General features: G+C 47.6%; 13 protein-coding genes and 1 pseudogene. 11 read left to right on the top strand and 3 right to left on the bottom strand.

Going from position 1 to position 16,139, the window contains the following annotated elements; translation table 11 throughout:
• Nucleotides 1–50: 50 nt before the first annotated feature.
• The 3 genes from C2747_RS08055 to ompA all read right to left on the bottom strand — a co-directional run bounded on the left by C2747_RS08055 (nt 51) and on the right by ompA (nt 2,084).
• Nucleotides 51–728 carry an HAD family hydrolase gene (locus tag C2747_RS08055; protein ID WP_215331097.1) on the bottom strand — a complete coding sequence of 226 codons (678 nt, stop codon included), beginning with the start codon at nt 726–728 and terminating at the stop codon, nt 51–53.
• Entirely contained in the window at nt 725–1,414 is a 690-nt protein-coding gene (gene ubiG, locus C2747_RS08050; RefSeq protein WP_215331095.1) for a bifunctional 2-polyprenyl-6-hydroxyphenol methylase/3-demethylubiquinol 3-O-methyltransferase UbiG, read from the bottom strand. The genes C2747_RS08055 and ubiG overlap by 4 nt, the downstream gene beginning before the upstream one ends.
• A 97-nt stretch (nt 1,415–1,511) precedes the next feature.
• Complete coding sequence (gene ompA, locus C2747_RS08045; protein WP_215331093.1) at nt 1,512–2,084, bottom strand: outer membrane protein OmpA; 573 nt, start codon at nt 2,082–2,084, stop codon at nt 1,512–1,514.
• A 160-nt stretch (nt 2,085–2,244) separates the two neighbouring features.
• Here ompA and gyrA point away from each other — a divergent pair, with 160 nt between their 5' ends.
• From gyrA to C2747_RS07990, 11 genes and pseudogenes are all read left to right on the top strand, one after another.
• On the top strand, nt 2,245–4,968 hold the full coding sequence (gene gyrA, locus C2747_RS08040) for a DNA gyrase subunit A (protein ID WP_215331091.1): 2,724 nt from the start codon (nt 2,245–2,247) through the stop codon (nt 4,966–4,968).
• Between the two features lie 31 nt (nt 4,969–4,999).
• Nucleotides 5,000–6,097 carry a 3-phosphoserine/phosphohydroxythreonine transaminase gene (serC, locus tag C2747_RS08035; RefSeq protein WP_215331089.1) on the top strand — a complete coding sequence of 366 codons (1,098 nt, stop codon included), beginning with the start codon at nt 5,000–5,002 and terminating at the stop codon, nt 6,095–6,097.
• Nucleotides 6,097–7,191 carry a prephenate dehydratase gene (pheA, locus tag C2747_RS08030; protein WP_215331087.1) on the top strand — a complete coding sequence of 365 codons (1,095 nt, stop codon included), beginning with the start codon at nt 6,097–6,099 and terminating at the stop codon, nt 7,189–7,191. Before serC ends, pheA begins: the two co-directional genes overlap by 1 nt.
• Nucleotides 7,188–8,318 (top strand): histidinol-phosphate transaminase, encoded by a 1,131-nt coding sequence (gene hisC / locus C2747_RS08025; protein WP_215331085.1) that lies wholly within the window; start codon nt 7,188–7,190, stop codon nt 8,316–8,318. The genes pheA and hisC overlap by 4 nt, the downstream gene beginning before the upstream one ends.
• A 32-nt stretch (nt 8,319–8,350) precedes the next feature.
• Nucleotides 8,351–9,232 carry a prephenate dehydrogenase gene (locus C2747_RS08020; RefSeq protein WP_215331083.1) on the top strand — a complete coding sequence of 294 codons (882 nt, stop codon included), beginning with the start codon at nt 8,351–8,353 and terminating at the stop codon, nt 9,230–9,232.
• 8 nt (nt 9,233–9,240) lie between these two features.
• Nucleotides 9,241–10,560 (top strand): 3-phosphoshikimate 1-carboxyvinyltransferase, encoded by a 1,320-nt coding sequence (aroA, locus tag C2747_RS08015; protein ID WP_215333135.1) that lies wholly within the window; start codon nt 9,241–9,243, stop codon nt 10,558–10,560.
• A 12-nt stretch (nt 10,561–10,572) separates the two neighbouring features.
• The gene (gene cmk / locus C2747_RS08010; protein WP_215331081.1) at nt 10,573–11,235 is read left to right on the top strand and encodes a (d)CMP kinase; all 663 of its coding nucleotides are present in this window, start codon (nt 10,573–10,575) and stop codon (nt 11,233–11,235) included.
• 143 nt (nt 11,236–11,378) lie between these two features.
• Nucleotides 11,379–13,052 (top strand): 30S ribosomal protein S1, encoded by a 1,674-nt coding sequence (gene rpsA, locus C2747_RS08005; protein ID WP_215327722.1) that lies wholly within the window; start codon nt 11,379–11,381, stop codon nt 13,050–13,052.
• A gap of 51 nt (nt 13,053–13,103) precedes the next feature.
• A pseudogene (locus C2747_RS08000) lies at nt 13,104–13,400 on the top strand (integration host factor subunit beta); the annotation flags it as partial.
• Between the two features lie 108 nt (nt 13,401–13,508).
• Complete coding sequence (gene lapB, locus C2747_RS07995; protein WP_215331079.1) at nt 13,509–14,720, top strand: lipopolysaccharide assembly protein LapB; 1,212 nt, start codon at nt 13,509–13,511, stop codon at nt 14,718–14,720.
• Between the two features lie 46 nt (nt 14,721–14,766).
• Nucleotides 14,767–16,131, top strand: coding sequence for a UDP-glucose dehydrogenase family protein (locus tag C2747_RS07990; protein WP_215331077.1), 1,365 nt, complete (start codon nt 14,767–14,769; stop codon nt 16,129–16,131).
• Nucleotides 16,132–16,139 lie beyond the last annotated feature (8 nt).

The following is a 16,139-nucleotide window of genomic DNA, read 5'->3' as shown; positions in this document are numbered from 1 at the left end:
ATCTATTTTAAGGCGCTTACCCCTAAATTGCTCGTTATCTTTTTATCTCCCTACTGCGGGAAGATGATTTCCAGTAATTCTTTTGGGTGATATACGAGATAATCCGCGCCCCAGGCCTCTGGAGGCTCCTCGCAGCCACAATAGCCATAGGCTGCTGCGATGGTCTTCATGCCTGCTGCCTTACCCGCCACGATATCTCTAATGTCATCACCGACATATACCGATTTAGTCGGGTCAATATTGGCGAGTCTAGCTGCGTGCAAAATAGGCTCGGGATGGGGTTTTGAGTGAGGGGTGGTGTCGCCTGAAACTGTTGATGCTGCTCTTTGGCGTAAGCCCATTAACTCAGTTAGGGGATTGGTAAAGCGCTCGCTTTTATTGGTAACAATGCCCCAAGGTAGCTTTGCGCCATCTAATTGATCAAGCAAGTGGTCAACACCATCAAAAATGACGCTATTGACCAAGAGTGCTTTTTCATAATTTGAGAAGAACTCATCTCGAAGCGGAATGAAATCAGGATGATCGGTATCGATCCCAAATGCCCCTTTAATCAATCCACGAGCCCCTGCCGAAGCACGGGGGCGTAATACCTCATATTGCATAGCTGGAAGATTGCGAGTGATGAGGAGTTGGTTAGCAGCTGCGACAAGGTCTGGAGCCGTATCGGCAAGAGTGCCATCAAGGTCAAAAAAGATGCCCTTGTAAGGGCTTACTAACCCACTACTCATTTGCGAACAGCAATCATGTAGTTCACATCCATATCTTCACCCAATTTGTAGACTTGTGTGATGGGGTTGTATGTCATCCCCTTCATGCCAAGCATTTCCAATCCGGCGTGACGGGTAAATGCGACTAATTCAGAGGGCTTAATAAATTTGGCATATTCGTGAGTGCCCTTGGGGAGTAGTCGCAAGATATATTCAGCGCCAATAATGGCAAATAAGTAGGACTTGGGGTTGCGGTTCAGGGTGCTAAAAAAGAGGGTGCCGCCTGGTTTACACAGCTTTGCACAGGCATGGACTACAGATGAGGGGTCTGGCACATGCTCAAGCATCTCCATACAGGTAACAACGTCATATTGCCCTGGCTCTTCCTCAGCTAGCGCTTCAGCTGAAATAGAGCGGTATTTGAGGGTGGCGCCTACCTCTAGCGCATGTAACTCAGCGACTTTAAGGGCTTTTTCAGATAGGTCGATGCCGCAGGTATCAGCGCCTGACTGCGCAATCGACTCCGCCAGAATCCCGCCGCCGCAACCGACATCAAGAACTTTCTTGCCGTCCAAGTCAACAAAGGACTTAATCCAGTTGAGGCGCAAGGGGTTAATGGCATGCAAAGGCTTGAATTCGCTTTGGGGATCCCACCAGCGATGGGCTAGGGCGCTAAATTTAGCGATTTCAGATTGATCGACGTTCATAGGGATAAGCGCGGTAAGCGCGTTGAGATAGGTGAATTACGAATATAGCGGAAATAAAAAAGCCCGGCAGAACCGGGCTTTTTTACAAGTAAAAAAATTACTTAACTGCAGCTGTACCAACAACTTCGATGTCGGTGCGGCGGTTTTTAGCGCGGCCTTCAGCAGTTGCATTTGATGCAACTGGATTGCTCTTGCCTTTTGATTCTGTGTAAATACGGCTACCGTCAACACCTTTGCTTACTAAGTAAGCTTTAACGGACTGAGCACGACGCTGGCCGAGAGCCATGTTGTAAGCATCAGTACCAACGCTATCAGTGTTACCAACAGCAATAATTACTTCTAATTTGATCTTGTTCAAGTCAGCAGCGATCTTGTTCAATGTTGCTTGACCTTCTGCCTTCAATGTTGCTTTATCGAAGTCATAGAGTGTGTCAGCTTGCAAAGTGATCTTGCTTTGGCTTACACCGGATGCTGCAGGTTTTGGTGTTAAAAAGCCGTCGCAACCAGCAGCTGCGGTTGCAGGTGTCCAGTTGTTGTCACGCCAGCACAATGTGCCGTCGCCGTTTTTCCAGCTCAAACCAGCACTGTTTTCCCAGTTATCAGAAGCCATTGCTGCGGAAGCAGAAACAGTAACAACAGAAGCTAACAACACTTTTAGGGTTTTGTTCATTTTTAGTCCTCAAAAATCTCTTTTTTAATTAAAGTCAAACTTAAATGTAATTCGCCCTACTTTGAAGCAAAAGACCGCAAAGCGACACATCTCAATTTAGTACAAACTGACAGAATCTTAGCATAGGGGCTATCAGTCATCAAAATGATATTATTTCAAAATGGAACAAGCCGCTAAAGAAACACTACCAATATCCCTAGAAGACGAAATGCGGCGGTCCTATTTGGACTACGCAATGAGCGTCATTGTCGGCAGAGCCCTGCCAGACGTACGTGACGGCCTCAAACCGGTCCATCGCCGGGTCTTATTTGCGATGTATGAATTAAACAACGATTGGAACCGTGCTTACAAAAAATCTGCCCGTATAGTTGGCGATGTGATCGGTAAATACCATCCACATGGCGATTCTGCGGTGTATGACACCATTGTTCGCATGGCCCAGGACTTCTCTCTGCGCTATATGCTGGTTGACGGGCAGGGTAACTTTGGCTCCGTAGACGGTGATAACGCTGCTGCAATGCGGTATACCGAGATCCGCCTTCGTAAGATCGCCCATGAGCTTTTGGCTGATTTGGACAAAGAAACCGTGGATTTTGGGCCAAATTACGACGGTAGCGAGAAAGAACCACTGATTCTTCCTGCAAAAGTGCCTAATTTGCTCATTAATGGCAGCTCAGGCATTGCCGTGGGTATGGCGACCAATATCCCTCCCCATAACTTGGATGAGGTGGTTACAGCCTGTTTACACGTATTACACAACCCAGAATGCACGATTGACGAGCTCATTGAAATCATTCCGGCACCGGATTTCCCGACCGCCGGCATTATTTATGGCGTTCAAGGTGTTCGAGAGGGCTATCGCACTGGCCGTGGCCGTGTTGTGATGCGTGCCAAGACTCACTTTGAAGACCTCGACAAGGGCGCTCGTCAGGCCATCATCGTCGATGAGTTGCCATACCAAGTAAACAAAAAGAACTTACTCGAGCGTATTGCTGAGTTAGTGAATGAGAAAAAAGTAGAAGGCATTTCTGATTTACGTGATGAGTCAGATAAGTCAGGTATGCGTGTAGTCATTGAATTGAAGCGCGGTGAAGTGCCTGAAGTAGTTCTCAATAATTTGTACAAGAGCACTCAACTGCAAGACAACTTCGGTATGAATATGGTGGCTCTGGTAGATAACCAGCCGCGCCTGTTGAACCTGAAGCAAATGCTGGAGTACTTCTTGCAGCATCGTCGTGAAGTTGTGACACGTCGTACGATTTTTGAATTGCGCAAAGCTCGTGAGCGTGGTCACGTCTTAGAAGGTTTGGCAGTTGCATTGGCAAACATTGATGAATTTATTGCCATCATCAAAGCTGCTGCAAACCCCGTAGTTGCTAAGCAAGAATTAATGAGTAAGCCTTGGGACTCTTCCATGGTGCGCGAGATGTTGGCGCGTGCAGAGACAGACACTCCCGGCGGTCGCAATGCCTACCGCCCTGAAGGTTTGCTGCCAGAGTACGGCATGCAAACTACCGGCCTCTATCGTTTGTCTGATAGCCAGGCGCAAGAAATTTTGCAGATGCGTTTACAACGCTTGACTGGCCTCGAGCAAGACAAGATCGTAAATGAGTACAAAGATGTGATGGCGGAGATTTCGGATTTGCTTGACTTACTTGCTAAGCCAGAGCGTGTCACTCAAGTCATTGAATCTGAGTTGAAAGAAGTACAAGCCGAGTTTGGTATTGCTGGTGGTGACTCTGGTCGCCGTTCATTTATTGAAATGAATGCAACCGAGTTGTTCACAGAAGATTTGATCACTCCGCAAGATATGGTGGTCACACTCTCTAACACTGGTTACATGAAGAGCCAGCCTCTGAGTGAATACCGTGCGCAAAAACGGGGTGGACGTGGCAAGCAAGCTGCAGCTACTAAGAATGAAGATTGGATTGAAACACTCTTCGTTGCGAATACGCATGACATTATTTTGTGTTTCTCCGATCGTGGCCGTATGTACTGGCTCAAAGTGTGGGAAGTTCCACAGGGTAGTCGTAACTCACGCGGTAAGCCAATCGTGAATATGTTCCCGCTGATTGAAGGTGAAAAGATTACCGTGATTCTCCCGATTAAGGGATATCAAGATGATCATTACGTCTTTATGGCAACGAGCTTGGGTACTGTGAAGAAGACACGTTTATCCGACTTCTCCAATCCACGTAAGGCCGGAATTATTGCTGTCGACTTAAATGAAAACGACTTCTTAGTTGGCGCTGCGATTACTGACGGTCAGCATGATGTGATGTTGTTCTCCGATGCTGGTAAAGCGGTTCGCTTTGATGAGAATGATGTTCGTCCAATGGGTCGTACGGCGCGTGGTGTGCGCGGTATGAACTTAGGCGAAGGTCATCAAGTCATTGCCATGTTGGTTGCTCCAGCTGAAGCTGCTGAAGGTGTTGAGGCGGCTGTCGTTGATGCGAATGGCCTTGCCATTCCGAGTAGCGTGTTGACTGCAACTGAAAATGGTTTTGGTAAGCGCACTCCGATTAGTGAATACACCCGTCATGGTCGCGGCACTAAAGGCATGATTGCGATTCAGACAACCGAACGAAACGGAAAAGTAGTTGCCGCTGCTTTGGTATCTCCTGAAGATCAAATTATGTTGATTACTACTGGCGGTATCTTGGTGCGCACACGCGTTTCAGAGATTCGTGAGATGGGTCGCGCCACACAAGGTGTCACATTGATTAACGTTGATGAAGGTACACGTTTGTCTGGCTTGCAGCGCATTGCTGAAAGCGATACTGATGATGAGAATGATTTGGATGATGGTGAAGACGGTGAAGGTGGAGATGTTTCCGCTGATCCAGCGCTGGATTCCAATTCTGCCAAAGCTGGCGATGCCTAATTGGCATCCACTTAAGGTTAATTAACTCATCATGACGTTTGACCGCCGCATTTTCAATTTCGCTGCGGGGCCTGCTACCTTGCCTGAAGAGGTATTGAAGCAGGCCGCTGCAGAGATGTTGAATTGGCGTGGCTTGGGCGCCAGCGTCATGGAAGTGAGCCATCGGGGCAAAGAGTTCATGGCCTTGTATGAGGAAGTGCTGCAAGATTTGCGTACCCTCATGGGCATTCCGGATTCCTACGAAATATTGATGCTTCAAGGCGGTGGATTAGGTCAAAATGCTGCCATCCCCATGAACCTGATGCCCTTAGCCAAGAATGGCCCCAAGGCAGATTTTTTGGTGACCGGCATTTGGTCGGAAAAGTCGCATAAAGAAGCGGGCAAGTATGGTGTTGCTCATTTGGCAGCCTCTTCTGCGGCTGAAAAATTCAACACGATTCCAAATCGCTCGAGTTGGCAGCTGTCAGATGATGCTGCTTACGTTCATTACTGTGCGAATGAAACTATTGGCGGCGTAGAGTTTCCAGATGTGCCTGATGTCAATGGCAAGCTCTTGGTTGCTGATATTTCTAGCAATATGCTTTCTAGAGAAATCGATGTCACAAAGTGTGGCGTCTGGTTTGGTGGCGCACAAAAAAATATTGGTCCATCCGGCGTAACGATCGTGATCGTTCGAAAAGATCTGATGGGGCACAGTATGAAAATTACACCATCGATTTGGGACTGGTCTAAACAAGCAGCAACTGATTCTATGTTGAACACGCCACCTACCTTTGCCATTTACATGGCTGGCCTTGGCTTTAAGTGGTTGATGAAGCAAGGCGGTGTAAAAGTGATTGAGAAACGCAATCAAGAAAAAGCAGACTTGCTCTATAGCTTCCTGGATCAGAGTAGCTTGTATGAGAGCCGCGTTGCTAAAGAATATCGTTCCAGAATGAATGTCACATTCTTTCTGAAGGATGAAAATTTAAATGCTCAGTTTCTGGAGCAATCGAATGCAGCAGGCTTAGTTGCCTTGCGCGGTCATAAGGCGGCAGGCGGTATGCGCGCTAGCATTTACAACGCAATGCCGCTAGAGGGTGTCAAGGCCTTAGTGGAATTTATGCGTGACTTTGAAAGGCGTGCCTAATGAGCTCCAAAGACCAGAGTACCGAAGAACAGCACCTAGCGCCAATCCGCGACAAGATTGACGCACTGGATGCGCAGATTTTGGATTTGTTATCACAGCGTGCACAAGCTGCTCAAGAGGTCGGCCACATTAAGGGTGGGTTTTCATCACCAGTGTTCAGGCCAGAGCGTGAGCGTCAAGTTGTTGCTCGTTTACAGGAGCTCAGCAAGGGTCCGTTGTTGCCTGATGGTATTGCGGCAATTTGGCGTGAGGTCATGTCTGCCTGCCGTGCTTTAGAAGCGCGTCAGACGATTGCCTATCTTGGACCAGCAGGAACCTTTTCAGAGCAAGCAGCACAAACCTATTTTGGTCACTCGATTGCCGGTCTTCCTTGTAACAGTTTGGATGAAGTATTCAAGGCAGTAGAGAAGGGCGCGGCGCAGTTTGGTGTTGTGCCTGTAGAAAATTCTAGTGAGGGTGCGATTTCAAGAACCTTGGACTTGCTTCTAGATTCGCCGATGCGGATTAGCGGTGAAGTAGTGCTGCCTATTCGCCACCATCTTTTAAGTAAGAACGGTAGCTTAGATGGCGTGACTACGGTTTGTGCTCACGCTCAGGCTTTGGCGCAATGTCAGCAATGGTTGAGTTTGCATGCTCCCCACTTAAAGCGCCAGGCAGTGAGTAGTAATGCAGAAGCTGCTCGGATGGCTGCCAATGATCTGACTTTAGCGGCGATTGCTGGAGACCCTGCGCAAGAGGCTTACGGATTGCAGGCAGTAGCCGCACAGATTCAGGATGATCCACACAACCGCACCCGTTTTGTGGTGGTTGGTACTTACGAGTGTCAGCCTACCGGCAAAGATCAAACTTCTTTAGTGCTATCAGTGGATAACCAACCAGGTGCCGTACATCGTTTATTAGAGCCCTTGGCTAAGCATGGTGTTTCCATGAATCGCTTTGAGTCTCGTCCTGCTCGTAAGGGAACTTGGGAGTACCACTTCTATATTGATGTAGCGGGGCATGCTGAAGATGCAAAAGTAGCCAAAGCCTTGGACGAGTTAAAAACGACAGCTGCTTTTTATAAAAACCTCGGCTCATATCCTCACTCAGCATGACATCAAAATCTAATATCGGTTTAAAGCATATCCATGCGATAGCACCCTATGTCGGCGGGCGACCTATCAGTGAGGTTGCGCGTGAGTACGGTCTTGATGAAAATAAGATTGTGAAGTTGGCATCTAATGAGAATCCATTAGGCATGCCAAAGTCGGCGCAAGACGCGATGCTTAAGGCTGCGAGTGACTTGGGCCGCTATCCAGATTCCAATGGTTTTGAATTAAAGAATGTTTTATCAGCACGTTTAGGTGTTCCAGCGGATTGGATTACCCTGGGCAATGGTAGTAACGACATTTTGGAGTTGGCTGCACGCGCAGTAGCTCAAGCTGGCGATGAGGTAATTTTCTCTAAACATGCCTTTGCGGTATATCCATTGGCAACACAAGCTGTTGGCGCCAAGGCGATTGAAGTGGCTGCCACTGCAATGTATGGCCATGATTTACCTGCTATGTTGCAAGCAATTAAAGCCTCAGGTGATAAAGCGAAGTTGGTGTTTGTGGCTAACCCAAATAATCCAACCGGTAGCTACTTAACTGCCAAAGAGATCGAAGATTTCTTAATGGCTGTACCTGATCATGTGGTGGTTGTATTGGATGAAGCTTATAACGAGTACCTCACCCCGGAGCAGCGCTACGATGCGATTGCTTGGGTGAAGCGCTTCCCAAACATGATCTTGTCGCGTAGCTTTTCTAAAGCATATGGCTTAGCAGGTTTACGAATTGGATATGGTGTGGCTCAGCCTGCTTTGACGGATTTGCTAAATCGTATCCGTCAGCCATTTAACGTCAATAGTCTGGCGCAAGCGGCAGCGATCGCAGCGTTCCAAGATTCTGCTTTCTTGCAGCAAGGTTTTGAATTGAATCGCGCTGGTTTAGTTCAGCTAACGCAAGCATTTGATGCGCTTGGCTTAGCTTACCTTCCTTCAGCTGGCAACTTTGTATTGGTGAGGGTGGGTGAGGATGATGGCGCTGGTGCTCGCATTAATTTAGAGTTGCTTAAGCGTGGCATTATTGTTCGCCCAGTTGGCAACTACGGTTTGCCACAATGGTTGCGTATTTCTATTGGCTTACCGGAAGAGAACGCAGCATTTATTGATGCCCTCAAAGATATTTTGGCGCAGCGGTAATTCAAGGTTAATTAAACAAATTTCATAAGCCAATGGCCATCATTAATCCATCTAGTAATTACGGTACCGTCGCGATTGTTGGTGTTGGTCTCATTGGCGCTTCCTTAGGCTTGGCATTAAAAAAAGCGGGCGTGGTCAATCAGGTTTTGGGTGTCGGCCGTAGCGCCGCAAATTTAGATCAAGCCCTCAAGATGGGTGCTATAGATGCTGTGGTCGACCTAGTTGAAGCGGCTAAGCAAGCTGATGTGATGGTGTTGTGCATGCCAGTGGCCCAGATGCGTGCAGCCTTTGAAACCATCGAACCTCATCTCGAACCCAGAACAATGATTACCGATGCGGGCAGCACTAAGGGCGATGTGATACTGGCTGCTAAAGAAGTCTTGGGTAAAAAAGCTTGCCAGTTTGTACCGGCCCATCCGATTGCAGGCGGTGCTCAACATGGCGCTAGCGCTGCAAAAGCAGATTTATTTGAGGGTAAGCAAACCATTCTTTGCCCCTTGCAAGAAAACTCTCCGCAAGATACCGATTTAATCGAAGGCTTTTGGCAGTCAGTTGGCTCTGTTGTTAAAAAGATTTCTTGTGTCCAGCACGATGCGATCTATGCAGCAGTCTCTCATTTACCGCATCTCCTGTCTTATGCATTAATGGCCAGCGTTGTGAACTCAGAAGATGCTGATCAAAAGCTCAGTCATGTGGGCGCAGGCTTTAAAGATTTCACACGCATTGCAGCTTCGAGTCCAGAGATGTGGCGTGATATTTGTTTGGGTAATCGCACCGCAGTTCTCAAAGAGCTTGATCAATATTTACTCATCGTGACCCATATGCGTAAATTGATTGCTGAGAATGATGGTGCTGGCTTAGAGAAGTTATTCAACAAGGCTAGCAAAGCACGCCAAGATTTGGATGGGCTTTGATGAGTGGCTTGCCGGATATCAAAATTGGACCATTCCAGCGAGCACAGGGCTCGATAGTCTTGCCAGGCTCTAAGAGCATTTCTAATCGAGCTTTATTACTAGCTGCCCTGTCTTCAGGCACAACAACTCTCAAAAATTTACTAGATGCCGACGATACTCAGGTGATGCGTAATGCTCTCCGACAGCTAGGTTTATCGGTAGCTGATCAAGTCGACAAAGTCTGTGTGGTCGAAGGTTGTGGCGGCAAGTTCCCAGTGCAAAATGCAGATCTCTTTATGGGTAATGCGGGTACAGCTATTCGTCCGCTAACAGCAGCTCTTGCAATGCAGGGCGGTAATTACCATTTATCTGGTGTGCCTCGTATGCATGAGAGACCAATTCGAGATCTGGTAGATGGTCTGCGCCAAGTAGGCGCAAAGATTGACTATGAATTGCAAGAAGGTTATCCGCCGATCAAGATTCTTGCTGCTGATATTGAAATTAAAGATGTAGTGAAGGTACGCGGCGATGTCTCTAGCCAATTCCTAACTGCCTTGTTGATGGCCTTGCCTTTGGTAGCAAAAGAGCCCGTCAAGATTGAGGTCATTGGTGAGTTGATTTCTCGCCCTTATATTGATATCACGCTCAAGCTGATGGCGCGCTTTGGCGTCAAAGTGGCTTGCCCTGATGCCCAATCATTTGTCATTCCTGCTAAGACGTCTGAGGCGGTATATCAAAGCCCTGGCGTCTTATCGGTTGAGGGTGACGCATCTTCTGCTTCTTACTTCTTAGCACTTGGTGCAATCGGTAATGGACCAGTGCGTGTTTTAGGTGTTGGTAGTCAAAGCATTCAGGGTGATGTGGCTTTTGCTGATGCGCTAGCCCTCATGGGGGCGAAGATTTCATCGGGCGAGGATTGGATTGAAGTTGCTGGTGTTCAGAATGCCAATGGCAAACTTAATGGCATCACAATCGATTGCACAGAGATTCCGGATGCTGCGATGACTTTGGCTGTTGCAGCTTTGTTTGCTGAAGGCCCTACTCGTTTGAATAATATTGCGAGCTGGCGCGTAAAAGAAACTGATCGTATCGCAGCGATGGCCAAAGAGCTAAAAAAGGTGGGTGCCATCGTGGAAGAGGGTGCTGACTATATCGTGGTGCAAGCTCCTCAATCGACCGCTGACTGGAAGTCTCCTGCAGAGGGCATCGATACTTATGATGACCATCGCATGGCTATGTGTTTCTCTTTGGCTGCTTTTGGCCCCAATGCGCTCAAGATCAATGACCCTAATTGCGTTGCTAAAACATTCCCCACTTACTTTGCTGAATTTGCAAAGATTGTTTCCTAAAAGTCTTTTTTGATGAATCTGCCTCCAGTCATCGCCATTGATGGACCTACCGCTTCTGGAAAAGGTACGGTTGCCTCCTTGGTGGCTGAAAAGCTGGGCTTTCATTATCTGGATAGTGGAGCGCTCTACCGGCTCGTCGCTCTGGGGAGTCAAAAAGCATCCATTGATCCTGAAAATGGCCCGGAACTGGGTATTTTGGCCAAAAAACTGGTGATTTCGTTCAAAAATGGCCAAATTCTGCTCAATTCGGAAGATGTGACTGATGCCATTCGCACAGAAAGCATTGGGTTGCGCGCTTCTGCAATAGCGGTACATCCAGAAGTTAGGCAGGCCTTAGTGGCTGTTCAGCAGGGTTTTAGGCTTGCCCCAGGCTTAGTTGCCGATGGTCGCGATATGGCCAGCGTGATATTTCCTGATGCGGTTTTGAAGATTTTCCTCACTGCAACAGCTGAGGCTAGAGCCGAACGTCGGTATAAGCAATTGATAGCTAAGGGAATTTCTGCTAAACTAGACGACTTGTTGCACGATTTACAAGAGCGCGATGCCAGAGACAGCAGTCGAGGTGCCGCACCTTTGTTGGTCGCAGACGGCGCCAAAGTGCTAGAAACATCGGAATTATCGATAGATCAAGCAGTTAAGACGGTTTTAGATTGGTATCAATCAAAAGCAGCTTAGTTTTTGGTGGGCAGTAAAGAGTAGTGGAAGTTGTTTTGGCGTCTTAAGGAACTCTACAACGCGATTATCTAATTTAGCGTGTTTCTTGGGGCTTTTTTAACCTAACCCGTCAAGCCTTCTGGCGGCACAAAGTGAATATATAAATGTCTGAATCATTTGCAGAACTATTTGAAGAATCATTAACCCGATCGAATATGAAGACCGGCCAAGTTATTTCGGCTGAAGTACTTCGCATCGACCATAACTTCGTCGTTGTTAACGCTGGATTGAAATCCGAAGCGTTTATTCCTGTTGAAGAATTCCATAACGACGCTGGCGAGATTGAAGTAGCTCCTGGCGATTTCGTTTCTGTTGCTATTGACGCTCTAGAGAACGGCTATGGCGATACTATCCTTTCCCGTGATAAAGCGAAACGCTTGGCATCATGGATGAATTTGGAAAAAGCGCTTGAGCAAGCTGAAATCGTTACTGGTACTGTTACCGGTAAGGTTAAAGGCGGCTTGACAGTCATGGTTAACGGTATCCGCGCATTCTTGCCTGGATCACTCGTTGATACACGCCCAATTAAAGACACCAGCCCTTACGAAGGTAAGACGATGGAGTTCAAGGTTATCAAGCTTGACCGTAAGCGTAACAACGTAGTGTTGTCACGTCGTGCGGTTGTTGAAGCTAGCCAAGGTGAAGAGCGCGCGAAGTTGATGTCTAACCTCAAAGAAGGTAGTGTTGTTCAAGGTATCGTTAAGAATATTACTGACTACGGCGCGTTCGTGGACCTCGGTGGTATCGACGGCCTGTTGCACATTACCGATTTGGCATGGCGTCGTGTGCGTCACCCAAGCGAGATGTTGACTGTTGGTCAAGAAGTTACCGCAAAGATTTTGAAGTTCGATCAAGAAAAGAACCGCGTTTCACTCGGCGTGAAACAACTTGGTGATGATCCATGGGTTGGTATCGCTCGTCGTTACCCACCAAACACCCGTTTATTCGGCAAGGTAACCAACCTGACTGATTACGGCGCGTTCGTAGAAATCGAATCTGGTATCGAAGGTTTGGTACACGTTTCTGAAATGGACTGGACTAACAAGAACGTTGCTCCAAGCAAAGCTACTGCATTAGGAACTGAAGTTGAAGTCATGGTTCTGGATATTGATGAAGACAAGCGTCGTATCAGCTTGGGCATCAAGCAGTGCAAAGCAAATCCATGGGAAGAGTTCTCACGTGGCCAACAAAAAGGCGACAAGTTGACTGGCGCAATCAAGTCTATTACTGACTTTGGTGTGTTCATTGGCTTGCCTGGCGGTATCGACGGTTTGGTTCACCTCTCAGACATTTCTTGGAATGAGCCTGGCGAAGAAGCTGTTAAGAAATACAAAAAAGGCGATGAAGTTGAAGCAACTGTATTGGCCATTGATGTTGAGAAAGAGCGCATCTCTCTCGGCATCAAGCAATTGTCTGGTGACCCATTCAATAACTACACATCCGTAAGCGACAAGGGTAGCCTTGTAACTGGTACTGTGAAAGCTGTTGATGCTAAGGGTGCAACTATTCACTTGGCTGATGAAGTTGAAGCTTACTTACGTGCTTCTGAGATCTCAACAGATCGCGTTGAAGATGCACGCAATGTATTGAAAGAAGGCGATAGCGTAACTGCAATGATCATTAATATTGATCGTAAGTCACGAGTAATCAATCTTTCAATCAAAGCTAAAGACAGCTCTGACCAACAAGATGCTATGAGCAAGCTCCAAGGTGATGCGCAGTCCGGTACAACCAATTTGGGCGCTTTGTTAAAAGCAAAAATGGACAATCAAGGCTAAATCAATATCGCCGCTTTCCACTGGGGAGCGGCGGTTTTTTTATTGATAGATATGTCAGATCAAGAGCAACAAGCAATTACTCGCTCCGAACTCGTGGAGAGCTTGGCGGAACAGTTTCCCCAGCTACTACCAAGAGATGTGGAGTTGGCAGTAAAAACATTGCTAGACACCATGACTCACGCTTTGGCCGAAGGCAAGCGAATTGAGTTACGCGGTGTGGGTAGCTTTGTTTTGCATCACCGTCCTGCGCGCACTGGTCGTAACCCAAAATCTGGTGAGAAGGTATTGATCCCAGAAAAACGGGTGCCCCATTTCAAGCCAGGTAAAGAATTACGTGAGCGTGTTGATTACAAGCCTCTGAAGCAGGTGAGCCCTAAAGAGGGTTCTGGTGCCTAGTCCCATAGCGCATATCCAGTGGTCCATTCGGACCATTTTTTTATTTAAATTCTGTACAGCATGATTCAGATCGCAACCTCCTGGCTGTTATTAATACCAGTCATGTTTGGCATTGGTTGGTTGGCTAGTCGCTGGGATCTGCGCCTTGAAAATCGTATGGATGAGCGTGAGCGCATGCGTCAGCAGCGTTCAACCTTTAAAGGCTTGAGTCTCTTGTTAAATGAGCAGCCTGATCAGGCAATTGAAACCTTAGTCAAGATCGCTCAGCTTGATCCTGAAACAATCGATCTTCACTTTGCTTTAGGTAATTTATTCCGTCGCCGTGGCGAAACTGAGCGGGCGATTCGAATTCACCAGCACCTGGCCAATCGAGATGACTTAAAGCCACGTGATCGAGATCATGCCGCCTATGAACTAGGTCGTGATTTTCTACGTGCTGGTCTATTAGACCGCGCCGAAGCATCATTAAATCGCGTGGGCCAAGGCAAGTTTGCGGCGCCCGCAAAAGAGAGCCTGCTCGAGATGTATCAAATTGAGCGAGACTGGAAAAAAGCCATCATTGCTGCAAGCGAGCTCGAGGCCCTGCAAGGAAAGTCACATCACACCGAGATTGCACAGTTTCATTGTGAGCTTGGTCAAGAAGCATTGCGTCGCAAAGATTTACCAGCGGTGGAGCAGTCTGTTCAGTTGGCATTACAAGCGGTTCCGCATCACGCCCGTGCACTCATTCTGCAGGGTGATTATTTGATAGCTATGGACCGCCCAGCTCAGGCAATCGAGGTATGGGCTTTAATTGCAAAGACTCATCCTGCTTATATGCATTTGCTTGCAGATCGCTGGATGGCTGCGCACACATCGCTTGATAAAGCAGATTCAGGCTTGAGTGCGCTGTGTGAGCTGCTTAAAACCCAAGCCTCTGGTGAGTTACTGGACATTGTGCAAAAGCATATGACCCAAATTCGTGGGGCTCAAGCTGCTGAGGTGATGCTAGTTGAGGTAATGCAGCATTCACCCAGTTTGAGTGCACTCTCGAAATTAGCAGAGACTCGCTTGGTTTTGGCTGAAAGTAACGGTACACCAGAGCGAGTGTCTGATTTACAGGCAACATTGAGTTTATTGAAGCAGCGTACAACCAGTTTGGCTCGCTATACCTGTGGTAACTGTGGTTTCCGTGCAAGACGTTTTTACTGGCAGTGTCCGGGTTGTAATCATTGGGAGGCATACTCCCCAAGACGCAGTGAGGGCGCTGTTCCCAGCGGCCCCTCAATGTAAGCTGAGCTGCAATTACTAATCTAATACTGAATTACTTGGAGATATCTTGAAAGTCACCATCATCGGCAGCGGTTACGTAGGTCTTGTTACCGGCGCTTGCTTAGCTGAGCAGGGCAATAATGTCTTTTGTGTAGACGTAGATTCCAAGAAGATTGAGATTCTTAATTCTGGTGGCGTACCGATTTATGAGCCAGGTTTAAAAGAGATGATTGAGCGCAATCGCGCTGCTGGTCGCCTGCAGTTCTCTACTGATATTGCAGCCTCTGTCGATCACGGCGACATTCAATTTATTGCGGTAGGTACCCCTCCCGATGAAGATGGTTCAGCTGATTTGCAATACGTTGTAGCAGCTGCCCGCAACATTGGACTTCATATGACAAGTCCTAAGGTGATCGTCGATAAATCTACTGTGCCAGTAGGTACGGCAGATAAGGTTTCCGCAGCGATTACCGAAGAGCTCAATAAAAGAGGTCTCTCACCAGAGCTTTGTTCAGTAGTTTCCAACCCGGAGTTCCTCAAAGAAGGTGCGGCAGTGGAGGACTTTATGCGGCCAGATCGCATTGTGATCGGCACACAAAATACTCCAGCAGGTCTGCGCGCTAAAGAGCAAATGCGCAAACTCTACGCCCCATTTAATCGCCATCACGAGCGTACCTATTACATGGATGTGAAGAGTGCTGAGCTCACCAAATACGCAGCCAATGCCATGTTAGCAACCCGCATCTCTTTTATGAACGAGTTAGCCAATCTGGCTGACTTAGTCGGCGCTGATATTGAAGCAGTACGCCAAGGTATTGGTTCAGACTCTCGCATTGGTTATGGCTTTTTATACTCCGGTACTGGCTATGGCGGCTCTTGCTTTCCGAAGGATGTTTCAGCTCTATCTAAAACTGCTATTGAGCATGGACGTGATCTGAAGATCTTAGATGCTGTCGAAGCGGTGAACGAAGCTCAAAAGTACATCCTCGTAGAGAAGATTGAAAAACGCTTTGGTAAGAATTTAGCTGGCAAGAAGTTTGCTATGTGGGGCTTGGCATTTAAACCGAATACTGACGATATGCGCGAGGCACCTAGTCGGGTCATCATCCAGGAGCTGGTTAAGCGGGGCGCCCAAGTGGTGGCCCATGACCCAGTAGCGATGCCGGAAACTAAACATTGTCTAGAGGTGGACTTCAAAGGTAATCCAGATGGTCTCAAACAAGTGACTTTGGTGGATGACCCCATGGCAGCAACCCAAGGCGCAGATGCCTTGGTAATCGTGACCGAGTGGAAAGCCTTCCGTAGCCCTGATTTTGACCTTCTCAAAGCCAATCTGAAGAACCCCATCATCTTTGACGGACGTAACCTGTACGAGCCCCAAGCTATGCAAGAATTAGGCTTTGAGTATCAGGGTATTGGTCGTCATAATTAACTAGCAGT

The organism is Polynucleobacter corsicus (assembly GCF_018688255.1).
Lineage (GTDB): Bacteria > Pseudomonadota > Gammaproteobacteria > Burkholderiales > Burkholderiaceae > Polynucleobacter > Polynucleobacter corsicus.
This window is presented reverse-complemented; position numbering and strand designations above follow the sequence as displayed.